The sequence below is a fragment of the Streptomyces sp. NPDC020898 genome, from assembly GCF_044333925.1.
Lineage (GTDB): Bacteria > Actinomycetota > Actinomycetes > Streptomycetales > Streptomycetaceae > Streptomyces.
This window is the reverse complement of sequence record NZ_JBIRRV010000002.1, coordinates 480,092-494,846: the sequence shown is the minus strand read 5'-3', so window position 1 is coordinate 494,846 and position 14,755 is coordinate 480,092. Positions and strand designations below refer to the sequence as shown.

The window sequence follows — 14,755 nt, the reverse complement described above, 5'->3', positions numbered from 1 at the left end:
TGCGAACAGAGCCAGACCAATTCCGTGGAGCCGATGCGGTCCATTCTCGAATTGCTTGACCGGGTGCCGGAGGTGGATATGTAGTGGGCGCATATTCGACACCCACAGGGAAGGCTCGGCCATGGAAGTCCTGGAAGGGAAGACCGCAGAATTCGCTGAACTCCGGCGCACGTTCCCGGCCGTTCAGCAGCCCGATTGGCCCGACCCCGCCGCGCTGCGCGACGTCACCAGCCGGCTCGCCGCCGACGCACCGCTGGTCACCGCCGGCGAGTGCGCCGACCTGCGGGGGCGCATGGCGGCGGTGGCCCGCGGTCAGGCGATCCTGTTGCAGGGAGGCGACTGCGCCGAGACCTTCGCGCAGGTGACCGCCGACTCCGTGCGCCGCAAGCTGAAGACGCTGCTGCAGATGGCCGTGGTCCTCACGCACGCCACCGCCCTGCCGGTCGTCAAGGTCGGCAGGATGGCCGGCCAGTACGCCAAACCGCGCTCCAGCCCGATCGAGCGGCAGGGCGATCTGACCCTGCCGTCGTACCGCGGGGACGCGGTCAACGGCCTGGAGTTCACCGCCGGGGCCCGCAGACCCGACCCGGCCCGCCTGCGCACCATGTACGAAGCATCGGCGCGCACACTCGACCTGGTCCGTTCCCTCACCACGGGCGGCTTCGCCGGTCTGAGCCAGGTGCACGCCTGGAACCAGGGGTTCGTCGCCCGCTCACGCGCCGGTGAGCGGTACGAGTCGCTCGCCGACGAGATAGGCCGCAGCCTGGCCTTCATGCACGCGTGCGGCGTCGACACCCGGGAGCTCGGCACCGCCGAGTTCTATGTCAGCCACGAAGGGCTGCTCCTGGACTACGAGACGGCACTCACCCGCACCGACCCGGCGACCGGCCAGGTCTACGCGGGCAGCGGCCACCTGCTGTGGATCGGTGAGCGCACCCGCCAACTCGACGGCGCCCACGTCGAGTTCTTCTCCCGCATCAGCAATCCGATCGCCGTCAAGCTCGGCCCGTCCGCCGCCGCCGACGATGTGCTGAAACTGATCGACCGCCTCGACCCGCACCGCGAGCCGGGCCGCCTCACGTTCGTAGTGCGGGCGGGAGCGGAGCGCGTACGTGACGTGCTGCCGGTCCTCGTCGAGAAGGTCGGCGCCGAGGGAGCCCAGGTCTGCTGGGTCAGCGACCCGATGCACGGCAACACGACAACGGCACCCAGCGGCCACAAGACCCGCCGCTTCGAGACGGTGCTCGACGAGGTACGCGGCTTCGTGGAGGTCCACCGCGCCCTGGGCACCCACCCGGGCGGCATCCACGTCGAGTTGACCGGCGACGACGTCACGGAATGCGTCGGCGGCGGCAACGCGCTCCTCGTGGAGGAACTGCCGGACCGGTACGAGACGGCCTGCGACCCGCGCCTGAACCACACGCAGTCGCTGGACCTCGCGTTCCTGCTGGCGGAGATGTACCGCGACCAGTGACCGGGCCGGCCGGGCTACTCGCCGCGTCGCGTCCCGGCCACTGTTTCGTACGGTGGATCCTGCTCCAGGTAGAAGTGCCCTCCGGGCAGGGTCCGCAACGCGAAGCGCCCCCGGGTGGTCTCCCGCCAGGCCGCCGACTGATCACCGGTCACCCGGGGGTCGTCGGTGCCGACCAGCGCCGTGACCGGGCAGGTGAGCGGCTCGGCGGGGCCACGCCCGTAACCGGCGAGCATCCGGAAGTCGGCACCGATGTACGGCAGGACCAGGTCCACGAACGCCCGGTTGCCCAGCAGTTCCGGGTCGGTGCCGCCCAGTTCGATCAGCGTCTGGACGACCGCGGCCTCGTCCCAGGCGGTCGCCGCAGCGGCGTCCGGCACGTGCAGCTGCGGGGCGCGGGCGCCGGAGGCGAACAGATGGTGCACGGTGCGGCCCGCCGCCTCCAGGGCCCTGGCCACCTCGTAGGCCACGGTCGCGCCCATGCTGTGGCCGAACAGGGCGAGCGGGCGGGGGTCGTCGTCGGTCAGCAGCTCCGCCGCGATCCGCTGTGCCATCGGGGCGAGTTCGGTGGCGTACGGCTCACCGAAACGCTCGGCGCGCCCCGGATAGCACACCGCACGCACCTCGAACTCGTGCAGAGCCTTGCTCCAGCCACGGAAGAAGTAGGGAGAACCGCCGGCGTGCGGGAAGCACACCAGGCGCCGCTCGGCGAAGGGCCTCGGTTCCACGATCTGCGTCCACAGCATCCTGCCCCCAGGGGTCGTCAGTCGCTCCGGCATCCACCGGTGCCCGGGCGATGGTCCCGAGCCGCGCTGACACCCCGCTGACAAGGCGGCCCCCGCCCCGGTGTCAGTCCCGTGTCAGGCCGGCGCGTCAGCATGCGAAGAGCCTCCGCCTTCACCCCGGGAGCCCCGAGCCCGCCCACGATCCCAGGAGCACCATGCCTCCGGCCACCTCGACGTACCCCTCGATCACCGAGGCCACGATGATGCCGCGCCTCATCCGGATCGACTCCAACCTCTACGGTGCCGTCTTCACCCTGATGAAGTTGCTTCCCGCCCACTACATCCTGCAACGCGCCCAGGAGAACGGTGAGTTGGGGCCGGACACGGTCATCGTCGAGACCACCTCCGGCACGTTCGGACTCGCCCTGGCCATGCAGGCCGCCCTGATGCGCCGGAAGCTGATCCTGGTCAGCGACCCGGCCATCGACGCCAACCTGTACCGCAGGCTCACCGATCTCGGTGCCCGCGTCGAGATCTGCCGGGAGCCCGCGCCGGTCGGCGGCTACCAGACGGCCCGGCTGAACCGCCTCGCGGAGATCCGGGCCGAACTGCCCGACACCTTCTGCCCCGAGCAGTACAGCAACCCTGACAACCCGCGCTCGTACGGCACGGTCGCCGACCAGTTGCAGCGCACTCTCGGCACGGTGGACTGCCTGGTCGGCCCGGTCGGGTCGGGCGGCTCCATGTGCGGCACCACGCGCGCCCTGCGCGCCCGTACCCCGGACACCGTCGCGCTCGGTGTCGACACCCACCACAGCGTTCTGTTCGGCCAGCCGGACGGCCCGCGGGAGCTGCGCGGCCTCGGCAACAGCCTGTGGCCGGCCAACCTCGACCACGGCGTCTTCGACGAGGTGCACTGGCTGTCCGCCGCGGAGGCGTACGCCAGCACCCGCGCACTGCACGCCCGGCACGCCCTGTTCCAGGGCCCCACCAGCGGCGCCGCCTACCAGGTCGCCCGCTGGTGGGCCGCGCGCAACCCCGACCGGACCTGTGTCGTGATGCTCCCCGACGAGGGCTACCGCTACCAGGCCACGGTCTACGACGACGCCTGGCTCGCCGCGGGCGGCCACACGGCGGCGGACCGTCCGGCCGAGCCCACCCGGGTCACCGCGCCGGGGGCGGCCGGGGACCGCTGGTCCCGGCTCGTCTGGCGACGGCGTTCCTACGACGCGGTGCCCGGCGTCGTCCCGCGCGCCCCGCTGGCCGAAGGGGCCCTGTCATGAGTACCCGGAGCAAGCACACCGGCCGCCTCACCGGCACTCTCGCCCCCCGTACCCGCCGCATCGTCTACGGCGAACAGAGCCCCGGTGAGATCCGCCGCGAGCTCGAACCCATCACCACCGTCGACCTCGCGCACGTGGTGATGCTCGCCGAGAGCGGACTGCTGCCGGGCGAGGCCGCGGCCCGGCTCATCGAGGCCGTACGGCGACTGCGTGCGAGCGGCTTTCGCGAACTGGAGGGCCTGGACGCCCCGCGCGGCGCCTACCTCATGTACGAGGGCCACCTCTCCGCCGAACTGGGGGCCGACGTCGGCGGCAAGCTGCACACCGCCCGATCCCGCAACGACCTCAAGGCGACCGTCACGGCGATGCGACTGCGCGACGAGCTGTCCGGCCTCCACGGGCAGCTGATGCGCCTGCAAGGTGTCCTCCTGTCCCGCAGCCGCGCGCACGCCGACGTCGTCATGCCCATCTACACCCACTTCCAGCCCGCGATGCCCGTGACCTACGGCTACTACCTGGCGGGCGTCGCCGCCGCTCTGGACCGGGACCTCGCGGCACTGCGGCACACGGTCGACGAACTGGACCGCTGCCCCCTCGGGGCGGGCGCCGTCGCCGGTACCGACCTCCAGGTCAACCCGGAGCGCACGGCCGTTCTGCTGGGCTTCACAGCGCCGCCGCTGCACGCCACCGACGCGGTCGCCACCCGCGACACCCTGCTGCGCGGGCTCGCCGTGGTCGCGACGGCCGCGGTCACCCTCAGCCGGCTCGCCACCGATCTCCAGCTGTGGAGCACACAGGAGTTCGGCTTCGTCGACTTTCCCGAACGACTCGTCGGGGGCAGCTCCGCGATGCCGCAGAAACGCAACGCGTTCCTGCTCGAACACGTCAAGGCGAAGGCGGCCATCGCCATCGGCGCCTGGACGGCGGCGGCCTCGGCGATGAAGTCGACCCCGTTCACCAACTCCATCGAGGTCGGCACGGAAGCCGTCTCGGTGGCCTGGCCCGCCCTGGCCGCCGTACGGGACGCGATCCTGCTCGGCCAGGTGCTGGTCTCCGGGGCCCGCCCGGTCGCCGAGCGGATGGAGGCCCGCGCCCACGAGGGCTTCGTGACAGCCACCGTGGTCGCCAACCGGATGGTCGCGGGAGGCGTCCCGTTCCGTACGGCGCACCACGCCGTCGGCGCGGCCGTACGCCGGGCGGTCGAGTCCGGCTCCACCGAACTCAGCGCGGCGGACCTGTCGTACGAGGGCCTGGGAACGCCGCTCCCCGAACTGCGCGAGGTGGTCGCCGAGCTGAACCGCGGCGGCGGCCCGGGGGAGTGCGACAAGGTGGTCGACGCCCTGCGGGGCCGTCTGCACGACCACGCCGAGTGGGCCGCCGCCCACCACGCCCGCCTGCGGGAGGCACGCCGGCGACTGGACGCCGAGGCACAGGCGATCGTGGCGCGGCACACGCCGGGAGGCACCCGATGACCGGCGGCTGGATGGCCTTCGTGGAGAGCAACACCACCGGTACGGGACGGGAGTTCTGCGCCGCCGCACGCGCTCGGGGCCTGCGGCCGGTGCTGCTCGCCCGCGACCCGGGACGGTATCCGTACGCCGCCGAGGACGCCGTCGACACCCGGACCCTGGACACCACCGACCCGGACGCGGTGCTGCGTACCCTGACCGGCCTGGCCGCGGCCGGCGGCCTCGCGGGGGTCACCTCCAGTTCCGAGTACTACGTCGCGGCAGCGGCCCGCGCCGCCGCGGTGCTCGGGCTGCCGGGTCCCGACGGCGACGCGGTGGCGGCCTGCCGTGCCAAGGACGTGCAGCGGGAGCGGCACCGCGCGGCCGGGGTGCCGGTGCCGGGGTTCGAGGCCGTCGCGGACGCCGATGCGGCCGTCGCCGCGGCCGAGTCCCTCGGATACCCCGTCGTGCTCAAGCCGGTCAGCGGCTCGGGCTCGGTCGGCGTACGCCTGTGCCGAAACGCGGACGACACCGGCGACTGGGCCCACCGGCTCCTGGCCGACGGCGCGAACACCCGCATCCTGGTGGAGGAGGCGGTGGACGGACCGGAGTTCTCGGTCGAGACGTTCGACGGCCGGGTCGTCACGGTGGTCGCCAAACACGTGGGCCCGGTCCCGTACTTCGTGGAGACCGGTCATGACGTCCCTGCCGCCACCCCCGGGCCCACGGCCCGCGCCCTGGGTGAGACGGCCGTGCGAGCCCTGTCCGCGCTGGGCCTCGGCTGGGGCGCCGCCCACACCGAACTGCGCTGGTCCGCCGGCGGCCCGGTCGTCATCGAGGTCAACCCGCGCCTGGCGGGCGGCATGATCCCGGTCGCGGTACGAGCCGCTCTGGGCGTGGACCTGGTGGACGCCGTGGTGGCCCGTGCCGCGGGCCTCCCGGCGGCGGCGCCGGCCCCCGGCGCGGGCCACGCAGCGGTGCGCTTCGTCCGGGCGACCCGCGAGGGCCGCGTGAGCGCGGTACGCGGGCTGTCCGCGGCCGCCGCGGCCCCCGGCGTCCTGGCCGTGCGGGCGACCACCGCACCCGGCCGCGACATCCGCATCACCCACTCGTTCCAGGACCGCCTGGCCTGCGTGGTGGCCGTGGCGCCCGACCCGCTGAAGGCGGCCCGCCGCGCCCTGGCGGCCGCGGACCTCATCGAGGTCGACCTGGATCCCGTACCCGCCCCGCACCCATCACGAGAGAGGGCCGCGACCAGATGACCGCGACGAGCCTTTCCGGCCGGGCACACCAGGACCACGCCCGGCACCCGGGTCCCGGGGACGGACGCCCGCCCGAGCCCTCCACCGCCGGGTTCACCGCCACCGTCCCCCGCTGGCGCGCCCCGCACGCGGGCGGTCCCGGCGCCGGCACCCACCGGACCGCAGTTCCCCCCGGCCTGGCCGGCGACCTGGAGCGCACCGCACGCGCCCTCGGCACCGACCTGCCCGGCCTCCTGCTCACCGCGCACGCCCGGGTCCTGGCCACGCTCACCTCCGAACGCGGCGTCGCCTGCGGTTACGTGCCGCCGAGGGGGTCCTCACCGCGCGCGCTGCGCCTGACCGTCGACCCCTCCACCTGGGCCGAGCTGGCCGAAGCCGTCTCCCTCGCGCCTCGGACGGCGCCCGGCGCGACCGACACCGTGCTCGACCTGTCCGGCCTCACGACCGGCACCCCCGGCCACGGTCCGGGCGCCATGGTGCGGTTCGCGTGGGCTCAGGGCCCGGACGGCCTAGCCCTGCACGTGACGTACGACCTGCGAGCCTTCGACGGCGACCACGCCGCACGCCTCGCCGGATACCAACTGGCCGCCCTGCGCCTGCTCGCCGAGGACCCGTCGGCCCGTCACGACCGCCGGAGCCTGCTGTCCCCCGAGGAGACCGCGACCCAGCTCTACGGACTCGCCGGTCCGCGCGACGACCCGCCCGGCCTCACCTTCGTGGACCTGTTCCGGCAACGGGCACGGGAACGCCCCGGCGCCCCCGCCGCCGCTCACGGCGACCGGACCTGGACCTACCGGGAGCTCGACGAACGCTCCGACCGCGTCGCGCGTGCCCTGATCGCGGCGGGAGCGGGCGCCGAAGACGTGGTCGCGGTCGTCATGGACCGCACCCTCGACTGGATCGCGAGCGCCGTCGGCGTCCTCAAGGCGGGGGCCGTGTACCTCCCGATGCCACGCGACCTGCCCGTGGAACGCGTGGCCGTCCAACTCGAGGAAGCCGTCTGCGTACTGGCCCTCACCGACCACCACTGCGAGTCCGTGGTCCGCAAGGCGGCCGCCGAACTCGAAGGCGAGCTCCCCGTTCTGACGCTCGGCCACCTGAGCGACGTTTCCCCAGAGCACCCCCTCCCAAGTCCGCCCACTCCCGCCCAGGCCGCCTACATCTACTTCACGTCGGGCTCCACCGGCACCCCCAAGGGCGCCCTGTGCGAGCACGCGGGGCTGGTCAACCACCTCTACGCGAAGATCGACGACATGGGGCTCGCACCGGGTCACGGGCAGGTGGTGGCGCAGACCGCGTCCGTGGGATTCGACATCTCCCTGTGGCAGTTCGCCGCGCCGCTGCTGGCCGGCGCGACCACCCGCATCATCGACACCGACGTGATGCTCGACGTCTCCGGGTTCCTCGGCGAGCTCGTCGACCGCGGCGTGACCGTCGCGCAGACCGTGCCCTCCTATCTCGACGTCCTGCTGCGCCACCTGGAGCGCCGCCCGCGCGACCTCGGCGCCCTGCACACCCTCTCCGTCACCGGCGAGGTCCTCGGCCTCGAAGCGGTCCGCCGCTGGTTCGCCGCCCACCCCGGCATCCGCCTCGTCAACGCCTACGGTGCCACCGAGGTGTGCGACGACACCATGCACGAGATCCTGGACGGCGTTCCGGAGCGCGGCTTCGTGCCGCTCGGGCGGTCCCTGCGGAACGTCACCACGTACGTGCTCGACCACAACCTGGAGCTCGTCCCCCTCGGCACGACCGGCGAGATCGCCTTCTCCGGCGTCTGCGTGGGCCGCGGCTACATCAACGACGAGGAACGCACCCGGCAGGCCTTCGTCCCCGACCCGTTCCGCGCCCACACCCGGATGTACCGCAGCGGCGACTTCGGCCGCTGGCTGCCCGACGGCCGCCTCGAGTTCCTGGGCCGCCACGACGAACAGGTGAAGATCCGCGGCTACCGGATCGAACTCGGAGAGATCGAGCACCAGTTGGCGACCATGGCGGGCGTGCGGGACGTGGCGGTCGTCATCGACGGCGACCTCGGTGCCACCCGCACCCTCGTCGCCTTCCTCACCACGGACGAGACGGACACCGCCGCCCCCGACACCGCGGCACGGGCACGCGACTTCCTCGCGGCCCGGCTGCCCGACTACATGGTGCCCACCTACTGCCACCGGCTCGACCACCTTCCGCTGACCGCCAACGGCAAGGTCGACAAGGCGGCGCTGGCCGGACTCGCCGGCACCCTCGGCCATGGCGGAGTCACCCGCACCGCCCCGGCCACCCCCGACGAGCGGCGCCTCGCCGTGGCCTGGGCCGAAGTGCTCGGCGTCCCCCTGGAACGCATCGGCAAGGACGACAGCTTCTTCGCGCTCGGCGGCACCTCCCTGGCCGCCGCCCGGCTCATCGCCCACCTCGGCCGCCGCCTGACCGTCGCCGACCTGGTCGCCCAGCCGGTCCTCGCCGACCTGGCCCGCGTCCTGACCCGCCGCCGCGACGGCGGGCCCCGCCGACCGCACCGCCACCGGCTGCTGCATCCGCTCCTTCCGGTGCACAGCCCGCACCACACCCTGGTCTGCTTCCCGTACGCCGCCGGGAACGCCGTCAACTACCGGGCGCTCGCACAGGAGCTGGAGCGCGACGGCGTCGCCGTGTACGGGGCCGAACCGCCCGGCCACGACTTCGCCGCCCCCGACGAACCCCTGCTGGACGTGCCCGAGCTGGCCCGCCGCGCCAGCGACGAGATCCTCGCCCACCTCACCACGCCCGTCCTGCTGTGGGGCCACTGCGCCGGCGCCGCGGCCGCCCTGGAGACCGCCCGGCTCCTGGAGGCGGCGGGCCGACCCGTCGAACGGGTCTTTCTCGGCGCCCAACTGCTCCCGGACGCCGAGGCGTTGCGGACCGAACTGGCCGAGCTCGCGGGCGTGGACCGGCGCACCCTGCTCGGCCGGCTGCGCGGCGGCCGCGCCTACGTGGAACTGGACGCGTACCAGCCGGAGCGGGCCGAGGTCGCCGACCGCGCCTACCGGCACGACGTCGACGCCTCCCACCGGCACCTCATCCGGCTTCAGGAACAGCCGCACCCGCACCGCCTGGCCGCCCCGGTGGACGTCGTCGTCGCCCGGGACGACCCGCAGACCGCGGACGCGGCCCGTGCCGTCGGCGCCTGGCGGACCCTCGCCGAGCGCGTCACGCTCCACGAACTGGACGACGGCGGCCACTACTTCATCGGTACCAGGCCGGCCCTCAGCGCGGCCCGTGTACGGGAGGCGACCACCCGGACACCCGCGCAGAGCAGCCCCGTACAGGACAGGAGTCGCACATGACCACGACCGACTACCGCCAGGTGGCGGCCACCGGGGTCAGCACGGCCTTCGGCACCTTCGGTGAACTGCTCCAGGGCGTGCTGCCCGAGGAGGACGGAGACTTCCTGGTCACCCTGCCGGTGGCCCGCTGGTCCACGGCACGCTTCGAACTCGCCGCGGACCGGACGGAGGTGGTCGTCGAACCGGCCCACAAGAAGAAGGCGCTGCGGCTGGCCCGGATCATCCTGGAGGACGCCGGAAGACCCGGCGGCGGAGCGCTGGTCATCGACAGCACCCTGCCCGAGGGCAAGGGCCTCGCCAGTTCGTCCGCCGACCTGGTGGCCACGGCGCGGGCCGTCGCCAACGCCCTCGGCGAACCCATGCCGCCGCGCCGTATCGAGTCGTACCTGGCCCGCATCGAACCCACCGACGGCGTCCTGTACCCGGCGATCGTCGCCTTCCACCACCGCAGCGTGCGGCTGCGCGCGCAACTCGGTTCACTGCCACCGATGACGGTCGTCGGGATCGACGAGGGAGGCGCGGTCGACACCGTCGCCTTCAACGCCATCCCGAAACCGTTCACCACGGCCGACCGGCGGACGTACGCCCGTCTCCTGGACCGCATCACGCGCGCAGTGGCCCGCGAAGACCTGGCCGAGGTCGGCCGGGTGGCCACCGAAAGTGCCCGGATGAACCAGGTGCTGCGCCACAAGAGGTCGCTGGAGCCGATGATCCGCGTCTGCGAGGAGGTCGGCGGTCTCGGCGTCGTCATCGGCCACAGCGGCACCTCGCTCGGGATCCTCCTGGACACCACGGCGCCCGACAGCGGCAGCCGGCTCGCCGCCGCCGCGCAGCGGTGCCAGGAACTGGAGGGCAACGTGACGGTTTTCCACACCCTCAGCTTCCACTGAGCCTGAGAGCCTGTGTCATACCCCCGGCCGGGCGCGCGACGTCTGGCACGCACGCTCGCCGCGTTGCCGAAACGCCCTCGTAGCGGAGCTACGAGGGCGCTCCGGCGCCTTGCGATCGCACGCACCAGACGCCGCGCGCTGATCCGGCCGGGGACATGACACAGGCTCTGACGGGGGTCCACCAGTCGGTGGACCCCAAGTTCAACCGGTCGCTGCTGTCGGCACCGCACCCCCGACGACGAGCATGGACGACATGAAGAATCTTCCCGTACGCATGGCTCGTTGGAGCGCCGTCCACCCCTGGCGGGGCATCGTCGGCTGGTTCGTGTTCGTCGTCCTGTGCCTCGGTATCGGAATCACCGTCGGCACCAACGCGGCGACCACCGAGGACTTCCGCATCGGAGAGGCGGGACGCGGCGAGACGATCGCCGCGGAGGGCGGGTTACAGCAGCGCCCCGTCGAACACGTCCTGATCACCGCGAAGCCGGGCACCGGAAAGCTCGACATCGCCGCGGCCGACTCGGCCGCCGCCGACGTCGTCGCCCGGATGCGCAAGCTGCCCGAGGTGCTCACCGTCACCGACCCGGTACGCGCCGCGGACAACACGGCGGTGCGGGTCACCGTCACCATGAAGGGCCCGGAACTGGAGGGCAAGGAGCACGTCGACCCGCTGCTCGAACAGAGCGCGGCCGTACAGAAGGCCAACCCCGGGCTGCGCGTCGAGGAGACCGGATCGCCTTCCATCAGCAAGGGCGTCGACAAGCTGCGCGGTGACGATCTCGCGCGCACCGAGATGATCGCCCTGCCGGTCACCCTCATCACCCTGCTGCTGGTCTTCAGCTCCGTGGCGATGGCCCTCGTACCGCTGCTGCTCGCCCTGTCCTCGATCGCCGCGGCCGTCGGCCTGACCATGGTGGCCTCGCACGTCTTCCCCGACAACGGCATCAGCACCAACATCATCCTGCTCATCGGCCTCGCGGTCGGCGTCGACTACACGCTCTTCTACCTCAAGCGTGAACGTGAGGAACGGGCCCGCGCCGGCGGCAAACTGAGCCCGCAGGCCGTCGTCGAACTCGCCGCCGCCACCTCCGGCCGGGCCGTCGTCGTCTCCGGCCTCGCGGTCGCCGTCTCCAGCGCCACCCTCTACCTGGCCGACGACGTCATCTTCTCGTCCATCGCCACCGGCGCGATCCTCGTCACCCTCGTCGCCGTCATCAGCTCCCTGACCGTGCTGCCCGCCCTCCTCGCGAAACTGGGCATGCGCGCCGAACGCCGTGCCGAGCGCCGGGCGGCCCGCGGGCTCGCGCCGAAGAAGCAGAAGACGCACCACACCGGCCCCGGCCGTCTGACCGCGGCGGTCCTGCGCCCCGTCGCCAAACACCCCGTCGCCACGCTCACCGCCACCGTTGTCGCGCTGCTCGCCCTCGCCGCCCCGGTCCTCGGCATCAAGCTCACCGACATGGGCCGCGAGACACACTCCCGCTCCATCGAAGCCATGCAGGTCTACGACCGGCTGAACGAGGCCTACCCGGAGCTGAAGTCCATGCACCAGGTCGTCGTCCGCGCCGACGCCGGCCGTTCGCCCGAGGTGACCGCCGCCCTGCGCGAACTCGCCGCCGACGTCAAGGACGACCCGCGCCTGAGCGGCACCTCCCAGCTGACGATGTCGCCCGACAAGCGGATCACCATGCTCCAGCTACAGGTCCCGTACTTCGTCAGCAGCGACGAGGCCCAGTCGTCGCTGGGGGACATCCGCGACACGTACCTCCCGCAGACCGTCGGCCAGGTCAAGGGTGCCGACTCCGCGGTGACCGGTGACGTCGCCCGCTACACCGACTACCCGGCCCACCAGGAACAGAAGCTGCCCCTCATCATCGGGGCACTGCTCCTGGTCACCTTCGGCATGACCGTCTGGGCGTTCCGCTCCGTGGTCCTCGGCCTGGTCGGCATCATCCTCAACCTCCTCTCCGCCGCCGCCTCGCTCGGCATCCTCGTCCTGGTCTTCCAGAACACCTGGGCCGAAGGCCTGGTCGACTTCACCTCCACCGGGTCGATCGGCACCCGTGTCCCGCTGTTCCTCTTCGTGATCCTGTTCGGCCTGTCGATGGACTACCAGGTCTTCGTGATCAGCCGGATCCGGGAGGCCGCCCTGCGCGGAGTCCCGACCCGCAAGGCCGTGATCGAGGGCATCGGCAGCTCGGCGGGCGTGGTGACCAGCGCGGCCGCGGTCATGGTCACGGTCTTCGCCAGCTTCGCGGCCCTGCACCTGATCGAGATGAAGCAGATCGGCTTCAGCCTCGCGGTCGCCGTCCTCCTGGACGCCTTCGTCATCCGCATGCTGGTTCTGCCGGCCATGATGCTCCTGCTCGGCGAGGCCAACTGGTGGCCCTCCCGTGGAGTGCGCCGTGCCCGCCGCACCACCGAACAGGCCCCCCGCCCGCTGGAATCGGTAAGCTGATCGACTCGACCGCCGGGCTCTCAACTCCCTTACGAACGAGGTGAATCAGCGTGAGTCAGTGGCAGCAGCAGCCGGGTGACCGGCTCACCCCGGACCGTATCCGTCGCTGGAACTCGGCAGGCTGGATCCTGTTCGGGCTGCTGCCCCCGGCCCTCGCCGTGTTCGACGCGTCGCCGGCCCGGAGGTACTGGCTGTTCGGCCTGCTCGCCCTGATCGCGCTGTGTCACACCGTCGTTCTCACCCGGCCGGACAACCCCGTCCTGCGTCCCCGTACCTACCTCGTCGTCCTCGTCCTCGTCCTGGGCGCGACGGCCTACCTCCTGGACGGCGGGGCCGCCTTCTACATGGTGTCCCTGCCGCAGTTCTGGCTCTTCGCCCGCACCCCGCGGGACGCGATCACGCTCAGCGGGGCCGCCGCGGCCCTCACCGTGTCCGGCGGCATGCTCGGCCAGGGCTGGAGCTCCCAGTTCCTCACGGGCAACGTCGTGCTCACCGTCGTCGCCTACGCCGCAGGCGTGGGTCTGGGGCTGTGGGTGTACCGCTTCGTCGGCCAGAGCAACGAGCGGCAGGAACAACTGACCGCAGAACTGACCCTGACCCAGGAGGAGTTGGCGACCGTGTATCAGCAGCAGGGCGCGGCCGAAGAGCGCGAACGGCTCGCCCGCGAGATCCACGACACCCTCGCCCAGGGCTTCGCCTCCATCGTGGTGCTCGCGGAGGCCGCCCGCACCGCCGCCGTCACCGATCCCGTGCGCTGCGTCGAGCAGCTCACCTCCATCGAGCAGACCGCGCGCGAGAACCTGGCCGAGGCCCGGGTGCTCGTCGGCTCCGCCCCCGAGAGCGGCGTCGCACCCGGCTCGCTGGCCACCACCCTGCGCAGAACCCTGGACCGCTTCGTCCAGGACACCGGCCTCACCGTCACCGCCGAACTGCCCGACATGGACCTGGACCAGCGCACCCGCGTCGCCCTGCTGCGCTGCACCCAGGAGTCCCTCGCCAACGTGCGCAAACACTCGGGCGCCTCCACCGTGGGCGTCGTCCTCACCGAACTCGCGGGCGGAGTCGAACTGGAGATCACTGACGACGGCCGCGGCTTCGTCGTCGAGGATTCCCAGGGGTTCGGCCTCGACGGCATGCGCCGACGGCTGGCCGAGCTCGACGGTGAACTCGCCGTCACCAGCTCCCTCGGGGACGGCACCCGTGTCCTCGCCAGCCTTCCGACGCACAGTCAGGACTGACCATGACCGACACCGCATACGACCGGATCCGCGTGGTCGTGGTCGACGACCACGCCGTGATGCGCGCCGGAGTCATCGCCCTGCTGGCCAACGAGCCCACGATAGAGATCGTCGGCGAAGCGAGCGACGGCCGCGAGGGCGTCGACCTCGTCGAGCGGCTCGCTCCTGACGTGGCCCTTCTCGACCTGCGCATGCCGGTGCTCGACGGCGTGGCCGCCACCACCGAGATCGTCGCCCTGCCGGTGGCCACCCGGGTGCTGATCCTCACCACGTACGACACGGACGTCGAGATCGAACGAGCCGTGGAGGCCGGCGCCGTCGGCTACCTCCTCAAGGACACCACCCGCGAGCAACTCGCCGACGCCATCCGTTCGGCCGCGCGCGGTGAGACGGTCCTCGCGCCCAAGGTCGCGGAGCGTCTCGTGGCCCGGATGCGCCGCCCCGAGCCGGTCGCGCTCACCGCCCGCGAGCGGGATGTGCTGGACGCGGTCGCCGACGGCCTGTCCAACGCCGAGATCGGCCGGCGCCTGGTCATCGGCGAGGCCACGGTGAAGACGCACCTTCTGCGGGTCTTCGCGAAACTCGACGTGAGCGACCGCACCCGCGCCGTCGTCGTCGCCCTGGAACAGGGGCTGCTCGCCCGCTCCTGAGCTCGGGGTGCCC

The 14,755-nt window shown here is 72.5% G+C and carries 10 protein-coding genes; 9 read left to right on the top strand and 1 reads right to left on the bottom strand.

Annotated features, from left to right (window positions below; all coding sequences use genetic code 11):
- Nucleotides 1–121 precede the first annotated feature (121 nt).
- Nucleotides 122–1,474 carry a class II 3-deoxy-7-phosphoheptulonate synthase gene (locus ACH4TV_RS10155; RefSeq protein ID WP_398396178.1) on the top strand — a complete coding sequence of 451 codons (1,353 nt, stop codon included), beginning with the start codon at nt 122–124 and terminating at the stop codon, nt 1,472–1,474.
- 14 nt (nt 1,475–1,488) lie between these two features.
- Here ACH4TV_RS10155 and ACH4TV_RS10150 read toward each other — a convergent pair whose 3' ends face one another.
- Nucleotides 1,489–2,199 carry a thioesterase II family protein gene (locus ACH4TV_RS10150; protein ID WP_398396176.1) on the bottom strand — a complete coding sequence of 237 codons (711 nt, stop codon included), beginning with the start codon at nt 2,197–2,199 and terminating at the stop codon, nt 1,489–1,491.
- A 212-nt stretch (nt 2,200–2,411) separates the two neighbouring features.
- Here ACH4TV_RS10150 and ACH4TV_RS10145 point away from each other — a divergent pair, with 212 nt between their 5' ends.
- From ACH4TV_RS10145 to ACH4TV_RS10110, 8 genes are all read left to right on the top strand, one after another.
- Nucleotides 2,412–3,479 carry a cysteine synthase family protein gene (locus ACH4TV_RS10145; RefSeq protein ID WP_398396174.1) on the top strand — a complete coding sequence of 356 codons (1,068 nt, stop codon included), beginning with the start codon at nt 2,412–2,414 and terminating at the stop codon, nt 3,477–3,479.
- Nucleotides 3,476–4,951, top strand: coding sequence for an argininosuccinate lyase (gene argH / locus ACH4TV_RS10140; RefSeq protein WP_398396172.1), 1,476 nt, complete (start codon nt 3,476–3,478; stop codon nt 4,949–4,951). The genes ACH4TV_RS10145 and argH overlap by 4 nt, the downstream gene beginning before the upstream one ends.
- Nucleotides 4,948–6,189 carry an ATP-grasp domain-containing protein gene (locus tag ACH4TV_RS10135; RefSeq protein WP_398396170.1) on the top strand — a complete coding sequence of 414 codons (1,242 nt, stop codon included), beginning with the start codon at nt 4,948–4,950 and terminating at the stop codon, nt 6,187–6,189. The genes argH and ACH4TV_RS10135 overlap by 4 nt, the downstream gene beginning before the upstream one ends.
- Nucleotides 6,186–9,506 carry an amino acid adenylation domain-containing protein gene (locus tag ACH4TV_RS10130; protein WP_398396168.1) on the top strand — a complete coding sequence of 1,107 codons (3,321 nt, stop codon included), beginning with the start codon at nt 6,186–6,188 and terminating at the stop codon, nt 9,504–9,506. Before ACH4TV_RS10135 ends, ACH4TV_RS10130 begins: the two co-directional genes overlap by 4 nt.
- Nucleotides 9,503–10,396, top strand: coding sequence for a kinase (locus ACH4TV_RS10125; protein WP_398396166.1), 894 nt, complete (start codon nt 9,503–9,505; stop codon nt 10,394–10,396). Before ACH4TV_RS10130 ends, ACH4TV_RS10125 begins: the two co-directional genes overlap by 4 nt.
- 253 nt (nt 10,397–10,649) lie before the next feature.
- Entirely contained in the window at nt 10,650–12,854 is a 2,205-nt protein-coding gene (locus tag ACH4TV_RS10120; protein ID WP_398396165.1) for an MMPL family transporter, read from the top strand.
- A 50-nt stretch (nt 12,855–12,904) separates the two neighbouring features.
- On the top strand, nt 12,905–14,092 hold the full coding sequence (locus tag ACH4TV_RS10115) for a sensor histidine kinase (RefSeq protein ID WP_398396163.1): 1,188 nt from the start codon (nt 12,905–12,907) through the stop codon (nt 14,090–14,092).
- Nucleotides 14,093–14,094: 2 nt separating this feature from the next.
- On the top strand, nt 14,095–14,742 hold the full coding sequence (locus ACH4TV_RS10110; protein WP_398396161.1) for a response regulator: 648 nt from the start codon (nt 14,095–14,097) through the stop codon (nt 14,740–14,742).
- The last annotated feature ends 13 nt before the right edge of the window (nt 14,743–14,755 follow it).